14 protein-coding genes are annotated in these 14,270 nt (G+C 66.3%); 2 read left to right on the plus strand and 12 right to left on the minus strand.

What is annotated here, in order from left to right; genetic code table 11:
- Nucleotides 1–59 precede the first annotated feature (59 nt).
- Together LRS09_RS10145 and LRS09_RS10150 are read left to right on the plus strand one after the other, a co-directional pair.
- Complete coding sequence (locus tag LRS09_RS10145) at nucleotides 60–761, plus strand: outer membrane lipoprotein carrier protein LolA (RefSeq protein WP_374684829.1); 702 nt, start codon at nucleotides 60–62, stop codon at nucleotides 759–761.
- Nucleotides 762–851: 90 nt separating this feature from the next.
- Nucleotides 852–1,655, plus strand: a complete 804-nt coding sequence (locus LRS09_RS10150) for an exodeoxyribonuclease III (RefSeq protein ID WP_257805992.1) — start codon at nucleotides 852–854, stop codon at nucleotides 1,653–1,655.
- A 12-nt stretch (nucleotides 1,656–1,667) separates the two neighbouring features.
- Here the strand turns inward: LRS09_RS10150 and LRS09_RS10155 are convergent, their stop codons facing one another.
- The 12 genes from LRS09_RS10155 to LRS09_RS10210 form a co-directional block, all read right to left on the minus strand.
- Complete coding sequence (locus tag LRS09_RS10155) at nucleotides 1,668–2,300, minus strand: phosphoribosyltransferase family protein (protein WP_257806000.1); 633 nt, start codon at nucleotides 2,298–2,300, stop codon at nucleotides 1,668–1,670.
- Nucleotides 2,301–2,302: 2 nt separating this feature from the next.
- Nucleotides 2,303–2,968, minus strand: coding sequence for an energy-coupling factor transporter transmembrane protein EcfT (locus LRS09_RS10160; protein ID WP_257806003.1), 666 nt, complete (start codon nucleotides 2,966–2,968; stop codon nucleotides 2,303–2,305).
- Nucleotides 2,965–4,479: an ABC transporter ATP-binding protein gene (locus tag LRS09_RS10165; RefSeq protein ID WP_257806024.1), complete on the minus strand. Its 1,515-nt coding sequence runs from the start codon at nucleotides 4,477–4,479 to the stop codon at nucleotides 2,965–2,967. Before LRS09_RS10165 ends, LRS09_RS10160 begins: the two co-directional genes overlap by 4 nt.
- Nucleotides 4,480–4,487: 8 nt before the next feature.
- On the minus strand, nucleotides 4,488–5,060 hold the full coding sequence (locus tag LRS09_RS10170) for an aminotriazole resistance protein (protein WP_257806025.1): 573 nt from the start codon (nucleotides 5,058–5,060) through the stop codon (nucleotides 4,488–4,490).
- Between the two features lie 488 nt (nucleotides 5,061–5,548).
- Nucleotides 5,549–5,998 carry a hypothetical protein gene (locus LRS09_RS10175; protein WP_257806026.1) on the minus strand — a complete coding sequence of 150 codons (450 nt, stop codon included), beginning with the start codon at nucleotides 5,996–5,998 and terminating at the stop codon, nucleotides 5,549–5,551.
- A gap of 681 nt (nucleotides 5,999–6,679) precedes the next feature.
- Nucleotides 6,680–8,107: a gamma-aminobutyraldehyde dehydrogenase gene (locus LRS09_RS10180; protein WP_257806027.1), complete on the minus strand. Its 1,428-nt coding sequence runs from the start codon at nucleotides 8,105–8,107 to the stop codon at nucleotides 6,680–6,682.
- 105 nt (nucleotides 8,108–8,212) lie between these two features.
- Nucleotides 8,213–9,028 (minus strand): ABC transporter permease, encoded by an 816-nt coding sequence (locus tag LRS09_RS10185; protein WP_257806030.1) that lies wholly within the window; start codon nucleotides 9,026–9,028, stop codon nucleotides 8,213–8,215.
- Nucleotides 9,029–9,181: 153 nt separating this feature from the next.
- Entirely contained in the window at nucleotides 9,182–10,147 is a 966-nt protein-coding gene (locus tag LRS09_RS10190) for an ABC transporter permease (RefSeq protein WP_257810169.1), read from the minus strand.
- 5 nt (nucleotides 10,148–10,152) lie between these two features.
- Nucleotides 10,153–11,145: an ABC transporter ATP-binding protein gene (locus LRS09_RS10195; RefSeq protein WP_257806032.1), complete on the minus strand. Its 993-nt coding sequence runs from the start codon at nucleotides 11,143–11,145 to the stop codon at nucleotides 10,153–10,155.
- 215 nt (nucleotides 11,146–11,360) lie between these two features.
- Nucleotides 11,361–12,518 carry an ABC transporter substrate-binding protein gene (locus LRS09_RS10200; RefSeq protein ID WP_257806033.1) on the minus strand — a complete coding sequence of 386 codons (1,158 nt, stop codon included), beginning with the start codon at nucleotides 12,516–12,518 and terminating at the stop codon, nucleotides 11,361–11,363.
- A 171-nt stretch (nucleotides 12,519–12,689) separates the two neighbouring features.
- Nucleotides 12,690–13,289, minus strand: coding sequence for a Uma2 family endonuclease (locus tag LRS09_RS10205; RefSeq protein WP_257806034.1), 600 nt, complete (start codon nucleotides 13,287–13,289; stop codon nucleotides 12,690–12,692).
- Nucleotides 13,290–13,341: 52 nt separating this feature from the next.
- A complete protein-coding gene (locus tag LRS09_RS10210) occupies nucleotides 13,342–14,250 on the minus strand; it encodes a LysR family transcriptional regulator (protein ID WP_085467440.1) in 909 nt (302 codons plus the stop codon).
- Nucleotides 14,251–14,270: the final 20 nt, after the last annotated feature.

Raw genomic sequence — 14,270 nt, forward strand, 5'->3', positions numbered from 1 at the left:
CCCAACTAAAGCCCAACTGGAATCCTAACCGCACTGACGAACGACAGGAGACGGAAGAGATGAACACCGCACCCAATCAGGCCCTCGCTCTCGCGCAGCGCGCGGCAAGGCAGATGGTCCGCCTCGGTGCTGTCCTCTCGATCGCCGGCCTCGTGGCAGGCCTGGCGGGGACCGTGCACGCACCGATGGCGCCCGTCGCCACGGCGCACGCCGCCTCCGAGGCCGCCCAGAAGATCGCCGACCATTTCTCGGGCATCAAGACCATGTCCGGCGAGTTCGTCCAGTTCGGCCCGCGCGGCGAGAAGACCGGCGGCAAGTTCTTCATCCAGCGCCCGGGCAAGATCCGCTTCAACTATGAGGCGCCATCCGCCTACCGCGTCGTCGCCGACGGCAAGTCGGTCGTGATCAGCAACGCCAAGCTCAAGACCGCCGACCTCTACCCGCTGTCCAAGACCCCGCTGAAGCTGCTGCTCGACGAGCGGATCGACCTCACCGGCAGCCGCGTCCAGAAGGTCACCGAGGACCCGGACCTCACCACCATCGTGCTCGCCGACAAGTCGGTCTTCGGCAATTCCCGCATCACCATGATGTTCGACCCGAAGAGCAGCGAATTGCGCCAGTGGACCATCACGGACGCTCAAGGGAAAGACACGACGGTGATGATCTTCAACGTGCAGTCCGGCATGAAGCTCGATCCGAAGTTCTTCGAGATCGACTACCGCGACGTATCGGACAAGAACCAGGCGATGGGCCAGCGCTGACGCCCGCGCCTTTCCGTTGGACAGGCACATCCTTTTCTTGTCTTGAGCCGTTCCGGCTGGCAGGTTCCGCGCGATTTGCCGGAACCCGCCATGACGTTTTCGCTCGCCACCTGGAACATCAACTCCGTCCGCCTGCGCCTGCCGCTGGTGACGGAGTTCCTGCGCCGCTACGCGCCGGACATCCTGTGCCTGCAGGAGATCAAGTGTCCGGACGAGTTCTTCCCCTACCAGGCCTTCCATGACGCCGGATATCCGCATGTCGCGATCAGCGGGCAGAAGGGCTATCACGGCGTCGCCACCATCTCTCGCCTGCCGATCGAACTGGTCGAGCGCCGCGATTTCTGCGCCAAGGGCGATTGCCGACATCTCTCGACGATCTTCCAGGCCGGCGGCCTGAACGTCCTGTTGCACAATTTCTATGTGCCGGCCGGCGGCGACGAGCCCGATCCGGAGATCAACCCGAAATTCCGACACAAGCTCGACTTCATCGAGGAGATGCGGCTGGTCACCGCTGAGCAGGGCGAGACCTCGGCCTCGATCCTCGTCGGCGACCTCAACATCGCGCCGCTCGAGGCCGACGTCTGGTCGCACAAGCAGCTGCTCAAGATCGTCAGCCATACGCCCGTCGAGACCGCCGGCCTGGAATCGATGCGCACCGGCGGCGGCTGGGTCGACCTGATGCGCCAGGCCATCCCCGAGCCGGAGAAAATCTACACCTGGTGGAGCTACCGCGCCGCCGACTGGGAAGCCTCCGACCGCGGCCGCCGGCTCGACCATATCTGGTCCTCCGCCAACCTCTCGCCGAAGCTCAAGGGTATCGAGGTCCTGCGCCACGCCCGCGGCTGGGACCGCCCCTCCGACCACGTGCCGGTGATCGCAACCTTCGAGCTGTGAGGCCGCCGCGGCTCAGAGGAAAGTCTGCGGGATCGGCATCCAGGTCCCATCCGTCTGCGTGAATTGCGGGATATGCGCGAGGCTGCGGATAAGGTCCGCATCCTCGCCGAGCGTCTCCTGCCAGTCGCGCGCCTCGGTCAGGATCACACCTATCCCGACCACGTTGCCTCCAGCTGCCCGCACAAGGTCGATAGACCCCTTGAGGCTCGATCCCGAAGCGACGACGTCATCCACCACGACCACGCGCCTGCCCGCGAGCAGCGGCACCGAACGGCGGTCGAGCAGCAGCCGCTGCTCGCCCTTCGACGTGATCGAGGCGATCGTCTGGCTCAGCGCATCGGCAAGGTGCAGCTTCGGTGATTTCTGCAGGATGACATAGTCATCCAGCCCGAGCGCGCGGGTGACTTCGATCGCGACAGGGATCCCGAGCGTCGCGGCACCGACGACGATCTCCGGTTCGAGCGGCGCGAGCTTCTCGGCAAGCCTCGCCCCCACATGGGCGCCGAAGCGCACGCCGAGGTCGATCACCATCATCAGCGAGATGGCGAAGTCCGGCTTGATCGCGACGATCGGCAGGTCGACCGTCAGGCCGGCGACGTCGACGCTCCAGCTCTGGTCGGTCACGGGGGAGAGTGCGTTGGTCATATTTATCCGGTCCTGGGAAGACGATGGTCGACGAGAAGTCCGACCTCGCGCCACGTGGTGCGCTTCCGCGACAGGTCGAAGCCGTAGATCGACAGCGACAGCGAGATAGCATGCGCGAGCCGCACAGCCTCGATGAGCAGCGGAACGCCGCGTGCCAGCGCGAAGCGCAGCCGCAGGACGAAGGAGACGTCGTCTATCTCCATACCCCTGGCGCGCTGCGCGTTGGCGATGCGCTCGAAATCGTTGCGCAGCATCGGGATGATGCCGAAGGTCAGCGACAGGACCAGCGTCGCGATTGGCGGGAGGCGGGCCGCGCTCGACGCCGCGAGGATCGACCCTGGCGTGCTGGTCTCCATCACGAAGAAGAATACCGCCGTCGTGGTCACCAGCCGCGCCGCCATCGACAGCGACATTCCCAGCGCATCCGCAAGGCTTTCGCCCTGGATCGTCAGGTTGACGATCCAGCTCGCCATCACCAGCAGCACCAGCAGCGACGCGCCCTTCAGGTAGGCCCGTAGGCCGGGAACGCGAAACACTGCGAGCAGCGCGATCGTGACCAGGGCCAGCGGCAGCGAGCTGCGCCAGTCGGGCAGCAACCAGGCCACGGCCATGATCGCGAAGGCGGCCGCCAGCTTGACGAAGAAATTGACGTCGTGGACGCGGCTCATGCGGCCATCCCGTTCGGCAGGAACGCCGGCGCCGGCCAACCCAGCTCACGGAAGGCGGCGCACCGCCACGCCTGCGCGCTCGTGCCGTCGAACACGATCCGCCCGTCCTCGAGCAGCAGCGTGCGCGTCGACACCTCGTCGATGAGGTCGAGGTCGTGCGAGATCAGCATCACGGCGCGCCCCGCCTCCGTCATCGAGCGGATGAACAGGTCGAGCATGGCGCGTCCGGCGATGTCGCGCGCCAGAAGCGGCTCGTCGAGGATCGCAACCACCGCACCAGTGGCGTCCGCGCAGGCAAGGCCGAGCAGCGCCTGCTGGCGCGCCGACAGCGCGAAAGGATTGGCCTCGCCCAGGGCGCCGAGCCCGTAGCGGTCGAGCGCGGTCTGCGCCGCAGTGCGGGCCGCATCGTCGCCCGGCCGGCCGGCGGTGATGGCGAAGAGCACCTCCTCGGTCACCGTCATGTTGAACAGGATGCGGCGCATGTTCTGCGGCAGGTAGGCGACCCGGCGGGCGCGGCGCGCCACGGTCCAGCCGCTCGCGTCGACGCCCTCGATCGCGACGCGTCCGCGCGCGATCGGAGCAAGCCCGAGAATGGTCTGGAACAACGTGGTCTTGCCGGCCCCGTTGCGGCCGATCAGGCCGACCACCTCGCCGGCGCGGATCGACAGGCCGGCCCCGTCCAGCACCGGCTGGCCGTCGGCGCGGCGCAGCGCGGTCGTGACGTCGCGGACTTCGAGAAGCTCGCCCCCGGGGGCGGGCGCCGGCAGCGGCGACCGCCGTCGCCGCGGCGGCAGCACTCCGGCCTGTCGCCACGGCTCTTCGTCGCCGACCACATCGCGGAAGCCGAGCCGCCCGGACACCCTGCCGTCCGCAAGGAACCGGACCGACGTCGCCATCGCTTCAAATGCGCCCGGGTCCTGCTCCGAGACCAGTAACGCCGCGTCTCCCTTGACCGTCTCCGCCAGCGTCTCCGTCAGCCTGCGCCGCGCCGCCGGATCGAGCCCGGTCGTCGGCTCGTCAAGCACCAGCAGGCGCGGCGACAGCACCATCGCCGCCGCGATGGCGACCATCCGCCGCTCGCCGCCCGACAGGGTGAGCACGCGCCGTCCCCGCAGCGCATCGAGATGGAAGCGCGTCAGCAGCGCGTCGACGCGGGCGCGTATCTCGCCGCGCGCCACTCCGCGGTTCTCCAGCGGGAAGGCGATCAGGTCCTCGACGCCGAGGTCCCACAGCTGCTCCTCCACGCTCTGCATCACCAGGCCGATCCGCGCAAACAGATCGTCCTTGGCCATGCGCGCGACCGGCTGCCCCTCGATCGTCACCTCACCCGCGAACTGGGCAGGGGTGACGAGGCGTGGGATGATGCCGGACGCGACGGCGAGCAGCGTCGACTTGGCCGACCCCGCCGCGCCGCAGACCAGCAACCGCTCGCCTGCCGCCAGCTCCAGCGCAGCACCTGTCAGGACAGGGGCCGCGCCGAAGCCGACGGTGACATCGCTTAGGGTAAGCACGGCCTGCTTCAGAAGCGCTTGAAGCCCCCGGGCAGGGCGCTCTTTAGCATCTTGTAGGCCGGGATGACGAGCAGCGGCGTGCCGATCAGCATCGGGACGATGTCGGACAGGCCGAGATAGCCCATCGCCCACCAGAACGGGAAGATGCCGAGATAGGCCAGGCTCGCCGAGACCGCCGCCACCATGACCAGCCCGACGATCAGGCAGACTGCAGCAATTTTGATCAGCACGGTGCGGTCGAAGGTCTGCTTCGCCGGGTCGAAAAGCAGGCCCGGAACGAGGCCGGTCAGGCCGACCATGATGCCGTCGACGATGAGCGAATGGGCCGGAATGAACGTGCCGGCCAGCAGCGACCAGACGATCGTGCCGAGATAGCCACAGATGAAACCGCTCTTCCAGCCGAGCAGGATGCCCACCAGCGGCGGCAGAAACGCGAAAATGCGCCACTGGATCACGCCCGGCACGAGCTGGATCGGATTGGCATAGGCCCACAGAACGCCCGTCGCCGCCGCGGCGACGATGGACAGGACGATCGGAAATAGCGTGTTGCCCTCGACGGGCGCAGCAGTGGTGGTTGACATGACGTGCCCCTTGATCCTTTCCCCCCAGAAAAACGATGCAAGCGCCATGCCATTCGGCGCCGTTGCCAGGCCCGACGGACGGGCAGGGGAGCAATATCATGGCGGCGGCCAACTCGACCCTCGCGTCCCTTCCTTCTCCCTGTTCATGGGGAGAAGGTGCCCGAAGACGGATGAGGGGCATAGCGTCGGCTTCGAGGTTCCACGCTGCCCCTCACTGTCCTGCCGGACATATGGAATTACCCCCACCCCTAGCCCCTCCCCACAAGGGGGAGGGGATACGGTGACGATCCCGTCAATGCCTGGAAAGCAGTCAATGCCAAATGCGGTGGCCCGACATCATCTCCCTCCCCCTTGTGGGGAGGAGTTAGGGGGTGGGGGTATCAAACCAGCCGCGCAAAATCGTCGACCGCGGTGCAATTTTTCGCGGAAGCAAGCAGGATCGGTCTGAGGCATGTACTTTTCCTGCATGAGGGCAGGACGAGTGCTTCTCAGGACGTATCGCGCAGCTCGACCGGCGAGACGACCGCGTCAGCCAAGCGCAGAAGGGCGGCGCAGTGTAGCCCACCCTCATTGCCAGCCTCGTCGGAGGCCTGCCCCTGGTGCAGGAACGACAGGCGGCACAGCTGCGCCGCGATGGCCTGCATGTAGAGCCCGAATGCCCTGAGTGAATCGGCGATGTCCTCGGCATCGAAGGGATTGCTGCCGAAGCCGGCCGGCATCGGGACCGGTGTCCAGGTTCCGCGGGCGGAGCTCCGGAACGTGCCTTCGACATAGGCGCTCAGTAGCTCATTGGCCTGCCAGGCGGCCCACAGCACGCACCAGCGGACCCAGAACGAGCGGCCGGCGGCCTGTTCGGCCATGTCGGCGATCGAGAACAGGCGCATGACGATCCGCGCCTTTAACGCCTGTCCCCTCCCCGCCTTCGCCCTCCAGCCCATCGCCGGCTCCCGTTTCACCGGACACAGTTTCGGGCATGCTGGAAAGGGGTGGATGAAAAGATTCGGCGGGCCAACGGGAACAAGGGGTTAGCGGGAAACGGACGGAAATCGATCCATCAGAATGATGGTCCATGCTTCCCGCACCCTAGCCTCGCCCGCCCCCTCCACCACGCTTCGCGTGGTCCCCTCCCCCGTAAACGGGGGAGGATCAGGGCGCTCAGCCGTCGCGTTTTCTAACCCTTGATGAAGGCTGCGGCGGAAGACGCGGCGGCAGCCGATCCTCCCCTGCGAAGCGGGGGGAGGGGACCATGCGCAGCATGGTGGAGGGGGCGCAGATTGGGGGGGAACCGTCGGAGACCGTGGTGCCACCGGCACGATGAATTCGCCTGCAGCGAACCGCTCCTGCCCTGCCCTCGGCTATGGCCTCGGGCGCTCGGCGGCTATGAAAGGTCCACCGGACCTTTCATTTCGCCTGCGGCGCCTCCGCTACACGGACCGCCCGGGGCGGGGCCCGCTGCCTTCGGCAGCTCCCGCCCGTTCGAGCCCTTTCATCGTGCCACAGGCACGATGAATTCGCCTTCGGCGAACCGCTCCCGTCCTGCCCTCGGCTATGGCCTCGGGCGTTCGGCGGCTATGAAAGGTCCACCGGACCTTTCATTTCGCCTTCGGCGAACCGCCGCCTCACCCATGCGCGATCATCACGTGGCGGACGGCGGTGTAGTCCTCCAGCGCGTAGAGCGACATGTCCTTGCCGTAGCCGGACTGCTTGACGCCGCCATGCGGCATCTCGTTGACCAGCGCGAAATGCGTGTTGACCCAGGTGCAGCCGTATTGCAGCCGGGCCGCCGTCGCCATCGCCCGGCCGACATCCCTGGTCCAGACCGAGGAGGCGAGGCCATAGTCGCTGTCGTTGGCCCAGGCGACCGCTTCGTCGACGTCGGAAAAGCGCGTCACCGAGACGACCGGGCCGAACACCTCGCGGCGCACGATCTCGTCCTCCTGCAGCGCGCCCGCCACCACGGTCGGCGTATAGAAATAGCCGCCGCCTTCGCCCGGCTTGCCGCCGGTGGTGATCTCGATGTGCTTGAGCTCCGACGCGCGCTCGACGAAGGAGGCGACGCGGTCGCGCTGGCGCTTGGAGATCAGCGGGCCGATCTCGTTTTCGGTGTCGTCCGGCCGGTTGAACTTGATGGTCGAGACCGCCGACGACAGGTCCGCGACCAGCTTGTCGTAGACCTTTTTCCCTGCGTAGACGCGGCAGGCGGCGGTGCAGTCCTGCCCGGCATTGTAGTAGCCGAAGGCGCGCAGGCCGGCGACCACGGCGTCGATGTCGGCATCGTCGAACACGATGACCGGCGCCTTGCCGCCAAGTTCCAGATGCGTCCGCTTCACCGTCTTCGACGCCGCCTGCAGGATCTTCTTGCCGGTCGCCACGTCGCCGGTGATCGAGATCATGTTGACCTTGGGATGATTGATCAGCGCGTTGCCGACCGTCTCGCCGCGGCCGGTGACGACGTTGACGACGCCTTCCGGCAGAATGTCGGCGAGGATCTTCGCCAGCTTCAGCGCCGTCAGCGGCGTCTGCTCGGACGGCTTGAACACCACTGTGTTGCCGCCCGCAATCGCCGGCGCCAGCTTCCAGGCCATCATCATCAGCGGATAGTTCCACGGCGCGATGGAGGCGACGATGCCGATCGGGTCGCGCCGCACCATCGAGGTCATCCCGGGCATGTATTCCCCGGCCGACACCGCCGGCATGCCGCGCACCGCGCCGGCGAAGAAGCGGTAGCAGTCGACGATCGCCGGCAGCTCGTCGTTCAGCACCGCATTGATCGGCTTGCCACAGTTGAGCGCTTCAAGTGCTGCGAACTCCGCCGCCTCGGCCTCGATGCGGTCCGCGATCTTGAGCAGGTAGCCAGAGCGCTGCGCCGGGGTCGTGCGCGACCAGTCGGAGAATGCCTTCTCCGCCGCGGCCACCGCCGCCTCGATCTGGCCCTGCGAGGCCTCGGGAAGGTTGAGGATCGTCTCTCCGGTCTTCGGGTTGAAGATCGTCTCGTCGGCTTCCGTGCCCTTCTCGAACTTCGAACCGATCAGCATTTGGGTGTCCATGGGTTTCTCCCTGTGTTCAGGGGCAAATGGCGAGTGGCGAGTGGCGAGTGGGGCCGATCAGACGGTCATTCCCCATTTGCCATTCGCCACTCCCCATTCGCCGTTTCATTTCCCCGCCCCGGCGATCTGGTCGCCCTCGCGGGTGAGATAGTATGCCGCCAGGATCGGCAGGAACGTCACCAGCACCACCACCATGGCGACGACATTGGTGACCGGCCGCTGCCGCGGCCGCACGAGTTCCTCCAGCATCCAGATCGGCAAGGTCTGCTGCTGGCCGGCGGTGAAGGTGGTGACGATGACCTCGTCGAAGGACAGTGCGAAGGCGAGCATGCCGCCCGCCACCAGCGCAGTGCCGATGTTCGGCAGGATCACATAGCGGAAGGTCTGGAACGCGTCGGCGCCGAGATCCATCGACGCCTCGATCATCGAGCCCGACGTGCGGCGGAAACGGGCGACAGCGTTGTTGTAGACCACGACCACGCAGAACGTCGCGTGGCCGAGCACGATCGTCCAGAACGAGAACGGGATCTCCGCCAGGCTGAACGCCGAGCGCAGCGCGATGCCGGTGATGATGCCTGGCAGCGCGATCGGCAGGATGACCAGCAGCGAGATCGTCTCGCGGCCGAAGAACGACGTGCCCGAGATCGCCGCCGCGCAAAGCGTGCCGAGGACGAGCGCGATGGCGGTGGAGATGGACGCCACCTGCACCGACAGCGTCAGCGCCTGCCACACGTCCGGCCGGTTCCACGTCACTGCGAACCACTGCGTGGTGAAGCCCGGCGGCGGCCACTGGTAGCTCTTCTCCTCCGTCGTGAAGGCGTAGACGAAGATCAAAAGGATCGGCAGGTGCAGGAACAGCAGGCCTGCGGCGGCGGCGCTCTTGAGGCCGAGGGGTGCGGACTGGCCGCGGTCAGAGCGCATGGAGAGCTCCATTGCAGAAGTCTCCGCTGCCCCTCATCGCCCTGCCGGGCACTTCTCCCCGTGAATGACGGGGAGAAGGGCGCAGCTTCAACCTTGGCGATCCCCCTCTCCCCGCGTGCGGGGAGAGGGGCACGGGTGAGGGGCAATCGGCGGTCACAGCGCATCGAACGCCCCCTGACGCTTGGCGAACCAGAGGTAGAAGCCCATGACCACAATCGGCACCACGGTGAAGGCGGCTGCCAGCGGAATGTTGCCGGCGGTGCCCTGATGCGCGTAGACCGCCTGGCCGATGAACAACCGCGACGTGCCGACGATCTGCGGGATGATGTAGTCGCCCATCGTCAGCGAGAAGGTGAAGATCGAGCCGGCGATGATGCCGGGCATGGCGAGCGGCAGGATCACGTTCCGGAACGTCTGGCGCGGTGCGGCGCCCAGGTCCGCCGACGCCTCGATCAGGTTCGCCGGCACGCGCTCGAGGGCCGCCTGCATCGGCAGGATCATGAACGGCATCCAGACATAGACGAAGACGAGGAACGTGCCGGTGTAGGAGACCGATAGCGAGTTGCCGCCGACGATCGGCAGCGAAAGCCAGGCGTCGAGCAGGAAGGTCAGGTGCAGCTTGGCGAAGATCCAGTTCAAGATGCCTTCCTTGGCGAGGATCAGCTTCCAGGCGTAGACCTTGACCAGGTAGCTCGACCACAGCGGCAGCATGACGCCGAGATAAAACGCCGCCTTCCATTTCCCCTTCGCATAGCGCGCCGCGTAGTAGGCGATCGGAAAGGCGACGATCGCCGAGGCGACGGTCACCAGCGCCGCCATCAGGACCGTCCGGACCACAATGTCTACGTTCTGCGGCAGGAACAGCTCACCATAGGTCTTGAGCGTGAACTCGCGGTTGATCAGGCCGGAGAACTCGTCGATCGCGAAGAAGCTCTGCAGCAGGAGCGCGAACAGCGAGCCGATATAGATGATGCCGAGCCACAGCACCGGCGGTGTCAGCATCAGGAACAGGAACATCTTCGGGTGGCGCCACACCCAGTCGGACAGCGTGCCGAAGACGCCGCCTCGGCCGGCGAGGATGGCGGGGGCGGCTGAGCGGGGGAGGGCGATGTCAGCCACGGCGCTCACCCTTCGCCCTCCATCAGGTTGACGTTGTCGCGATTGAAGCTGACGGTCACCTCGTCGCCGGGCGACGGCAGCACCCCGCCGGAATCGACCATCGCGTTGAGCCTCAGCCCCTCGGCTTCGAGCGCCACGCGGGTGCCGGCGCCGAGATAGTTGAGCGAGACGACGCGCCCCGGTATGCCCGTGCCGCCGGATGCGATGCGGACGTGCTCGGGCCGCAGACTGCCCCAGCGCCGCTGGCCGGCATGGCGCTGCACGAAGTCGGGCGGCAGGATGTTGGCCGAGCCGACGAAGTCCGCGACAAACCGGGTAGCCGGCCGGCGGTAGATCTCCTGCGGGCTGCCGACCTGCATGATCCTGCCGTCGTTGAAGACGGCGACCCGGTCGGCCATCGACAGCGCCTCGCCCTGGTCGTGGGTGACGAAGACGAAGGTGATGCCGAGCCCTCTCTGCAGCGACTTCAGCTCCTCCTGCATCTGCTCGCGCAGCTTGAGGTCGAGCGCGCCGAGCGGTTCGTCGAGCAGAAGCACGCGCGGCTTGTTCACCAAGGCGCGGGCCAGCGCCACGCGCTGCCGCTGGCCGCCGGAGAGCTGGCCGGGCTTGCGCGCGCCGTAACCGGGCAGCTTGACCAGGGCCAGCGCCTCTTCCGCCGCGCGCCGCCGCTCCTCGCGCGCGACGCCCTTCACCATCAGCCCGTAGGCGACATTGTCTGCGACGTTGAGATGGGGGAAGAGCGCATAGTCCTGGAACACGGTGTTGACGTTGCGCCGGTAGGGCGGAACCCCGACGGCGTTCTCGCCGAAGATCTCGATATGGCCCGAGGTCGGCTGCTCGAAGCCCGCGATGAGCCTGAGGCACGTCGTCTTGCCCGAGCCAGAGGGACCCAGCATGGCGAAGAATTCGCCGGCCGCGATCTCGAGGTCGACAGCGTCCACGGCGCGGACGCTGCCGAAGTGGCGCGAGACTTTGGCGAAGGAGACGGCTGGGGTCATGGATCGTGTAACTCTGCTGAACCTAGAAGCACCCCCTCACCGTCACGCTTCGCGTGCCACCTCTCCCCCTGTCCGGGGGAGAGGAGACGCCAACCGCCAAGGGGCGCTACGCCGACGCTGCTACTCCTCTCCCCCGAGAAACGGGGGAGAGGTGGATCGGGCGAAGCCCGAGACCGTGAGGGGGCCGGCGCGGACCGGCCGCGCAAAGCCCCAGGTCACCGGCCGCCGATCACGCCGATATAGTCCGACACCCAACGATAATACGGCACGCAGGCATCGCCCTGGGTGGCGCATTTCGAGGTCGGCGTCGTCCAGAACTTCACCTTCTCGAAATTGTCCATGCCGTTCGCGGTGCAGGTTTCCTTGGTCGACATGCCGCTGCCGTTGGTGCAGGCGGCCGGCACCGAGGGGTTTGCACCGAACCAGACGCCGAGGTCGCTCTGCAGGTTGGACGACAGCTGGTGCTCGAACCACATGTAGGAGCAGTTCGGGTTCGCCGCGTCGACATGCATCATCGTCGTGTCGGCCCATCCGGTAACGCCCTCTTCCGGGAACACGGAGGCGACCGGCTGGTTCTCGCTCTTCAGGAGGTTGACCTGGAACGGCCAAGAGCCGGAGGCGACGACGCCCTCGTTCTTGAAGTCGTCGATCTGGATGAAGGCGTCGTGCCAGTAGCGGCCGACCAGCGTGCGCTGCTGGCGCAGCAGGTCGAGGGCCGCCTTGTACTGGTCCTCGGTCAGCTGATAGGGATCCTTGATGCCGAGGTCGGGCTTGTGCGTCATCAGGTAGAGCGCGGCGTCGGCGATGTGGATCGGGCCATCATAGGCCTGCACCCGGCCCTTGTTCGACTTGCCGTCGTCCAGCGTCGTCTCCTCGAACACGACCTTCCACGAGGTCGGCGGGGTCTTGATGACATTGGTGTTGTACATCAGCACGTTCGGGCCCCACATGTAGGGCACGCCGTAGTGGACGCCGTCGACCGTGTGCCAGGGCGCATCCTTCAGGCGGTCGTCGATCGTAGACCAGCTCTTGACGAGATCGACATTGACCGGCTGCACGCGCTTCCCGGCGATGAGGCGCAGCGACGCGTCGCCCGAGGCGGTGACGAGGTCGAAGCCGCCCTCGTTCATCAGTGCGACCATTTCGTCCGAGGTCGCGGCCGTCTTGACGTTCACCTTGCAGCCCGTGGCAGCCTCGAACTTGGTCACCCAGTCGAAGGCCTTGTCGGTCTCGCCACGCTCGATATAGCCGGCCCAGGCGACGATGTTGAGCTGGCCCTCGCCGGCGCCGATCTCCTTCACCTGCGCAAAGGCCGGAGCCGCGAAGGCGACGGCCAGCGTCATGGCGGTGCATGTCTTCAAAAGCGACTTCATGCCGAATTCTCCCATTGATCAGGGGCCGCGCTTCATCGGCGGCTTGGACCCTGTATGAAGAGTGCCATAACCGTGTCCGTTCGCAATTTCATTATACAGAACGGTGATATCGGATTTTCCGATGTTTCCGCGTGCAAGAACGCTTATACCGGGCCGTTGCACTTGGCGCGGTTAGAATGTTTCGAGTTCGGACAGCGTGAGCACGATGCCGGGAACCGACATGGACTCGATCCTGTCGGTTTCGGCATGCTGACTGATTTCGCCATATCCTTCGAGACGAGGCTGGCGGTGGACGTGAATGACCCGCGACAGCGCGTCGATCACCCAGAGTTCCGGAATGCCGAAATCGGCGTAGATGCGGGCCTTGCGCCCCAGATCCCACCGCAAGCTGGAATCGGCGACCTCGATGGCAAGCAGGGCCGTGCGTGGACTGAGGTTCGCCAAACCTTCGGCCGCGCGGAAGATGATGAAGTCTGGCTCGACGAAACTATCCTCGTTCAACCGAAAGGTGGTTTCCTGAGCGACACGGAAATCGTCGGGGACAGTCCTCACCAGATGATAGTTGAGCGCGGTCTTGATGACCTCGTGCTGAATGCCCTTCGAGTTCATGGGCACGATCTCCCCGCCGATCAGCTCGAAGCGCTCGTCCTCATCGAACAGTCCAAGCCGTGTCGCCTCCTCGATTTCGGCAACACTCCAACGCCGGCGAGGCAGGCCTTCAGCGGCTTGCGTCGTCATCGACAGGTCCGGCGATCGGAACGGCTGGTTCATGGCGGCACTCTAACATCGAACCCGCATGAGGCCAATTACCCGAGGCTCAGCCTCACCGCTGCCGCAGCGTCCTCTGTCCCTGCGCGATGCCGATGAAGTCGCGTGCGGATTGCTGCAGGCCGAGGCCGCGGCGCCACACCATGCCGACCTGCACGACCGGCAGAGCCCCCGAGATGTCGCGGCTCTCGATGCGGTCGCCTTCGAGGGACCATGGCCGGTAGACGAGGTCGGGCAGGAGCGCGACGCCGGCTCCGGTCGCCACCAGGCTGCGCACGGCCTCGACCGAGCGCGTGCGGAAGGCGACGTGCGGCCGGGCGCCCAGCGCCATCAGCAGCTTGCCCGTGTTCTCCTCGATCTCGTCGATGGTCAGCATGATCAGCGGCTCGGTGGCCACGTCGGCCAGCGAGATGATCTCGGCCGTCGCCAGCGGATGGCCGAGCGGCAGCCACAGCCGGTAGGGCGAGGTTTCGAGGATCTCCGCCTGCAGCGCCATCCGGTCGCGCAGGTTGGAGATGACCATCACAGCGATGTCGAGCTCGCCGCCGACCAGCAGGTGCTCCAGATAGTCGCCATTGTCCTCGATCGCCGTGACTTCGACGCCCGGAAAGGCGCGGCGGTAGCGCGCAAGCAGGTCGGACAGCACGTAGCCGGCGACCAGCGAGGTGACGCCGAGCTGAAGGCGCCCCGACGCCTGCTCCGCCTCGCCGGAGAAGGTGCGGCGCGCGTCGGAGACGTCGGCCAGGATCTTCGTCGCGTGGCGCAGGAACTGGTGCCCCTTGTGGGTGATGTTCAGGCCGCGCGGATGGCGCTCGAACAGGTTCACGCCGAGATCCGTCTCCAGTTCCTTGATCGCCTCGGTCACGGCGGACTGGGAAATCGACAGGATCTGCGCCGCGCGCGACACGCCGCCCTGCTCGGCGACGGCGACGAAATACTGCAGCTGGCGAAGCGTGAAGGCCATGGTGCCGACTTTGACCATGC

The organism is Mesorhizobium sp. J428 (genome assembly GCF_024699925.1).
Classification (GTDB): Bacteria; Pseudomonadota; Alphaproteobacteria; order Rhizobiales; family Rhizobiaceae; genus Mesorhizobium_A.

Coding starts and splice junctions, on each gene's coding strand:
- LRS09_RS10145 (WP_374684829.1), top strand. CDS start 60: ATGAACACCGCACCCAATCAGGCCCTCGCTCTCGCGCAGCGCGCGGCA.
- LRS09_RS10150 (WP_257805992.1), top strand. CDS start 852: ATGACGTTTTCGCTCGCCACCTGGAACATCAACTCCGTCCGCCTGCGC.
- LRS09_RS10155 (WP_257806000.1), bottom strand. CDS start 2,300: ATGACCAACGCACTCTCCCCCGTGACCGACCAGAGCTGGAGCGTCGAC.
- LRS09_RS10160 (WP_257806003.1), bottom strand. CDS start 2,968: ATGAGCCGCGTCCACGACGTCAATTTCTTCGTCAAGCTGGCGGCCGCC.
- LRS09_RS10170 (WP_257806025.1), bottom strand. CDS start 5,060: ATGTCAACCACCACTGCTGCGCCCGTCGAGGGCAACACGCTATTTCCG.
- LRS09_RS10175 (WP_257806026.1), bottom strand. CDS start 5,998: ATGGGCTGGAGGGCGAAGGCGGGGAGGGGACAGGCGTTAAAGGCGCGG.
- LRS09_RS10180 (WP_257806027.1), bottom strand. CDS start 8,107: ATGGACACCCAAATGCTGATCGGTTCGAAGTTCGAGAAGGGCACGGAA.
- LRS09_RS10185 (WP_257806030.1), bottom strand. CDS start 9,028: ATGCGCTCTGACCGCGGCCAGTCCGCACCCCTCGGCCTCAAGAGCGCC.
- LRS09_RS10195 (WP_257806032.1), bottom strand. CDS start 11,145: ATGACCCCAGCCGTCTCCTTCGCCAAAGTCTCGCGCCACTTCGGCAGC.
- LRS09_RS10200 (WP_257806033.1), bottom strand. CDS start 12,518: ATGAAGTCGCTTTTGAAGACATGCACCGCCATGACGCTGGCCGTCGCC.
- LRS09_RS10205 (WP_257806034.1), bottom strand. CDS start 13,289: ATGAACCAGCCGTTCCGATCGCCGGACCTGTCGATGACGACGCAAGCC.
- LRS09_RS10210 (WP_085467440.1), bottom strand. CDS start 14,250: ATGGCCTTCACGCTTCGCCAGCTGCAGTATTTCGTCGCCGTCGCCGAG.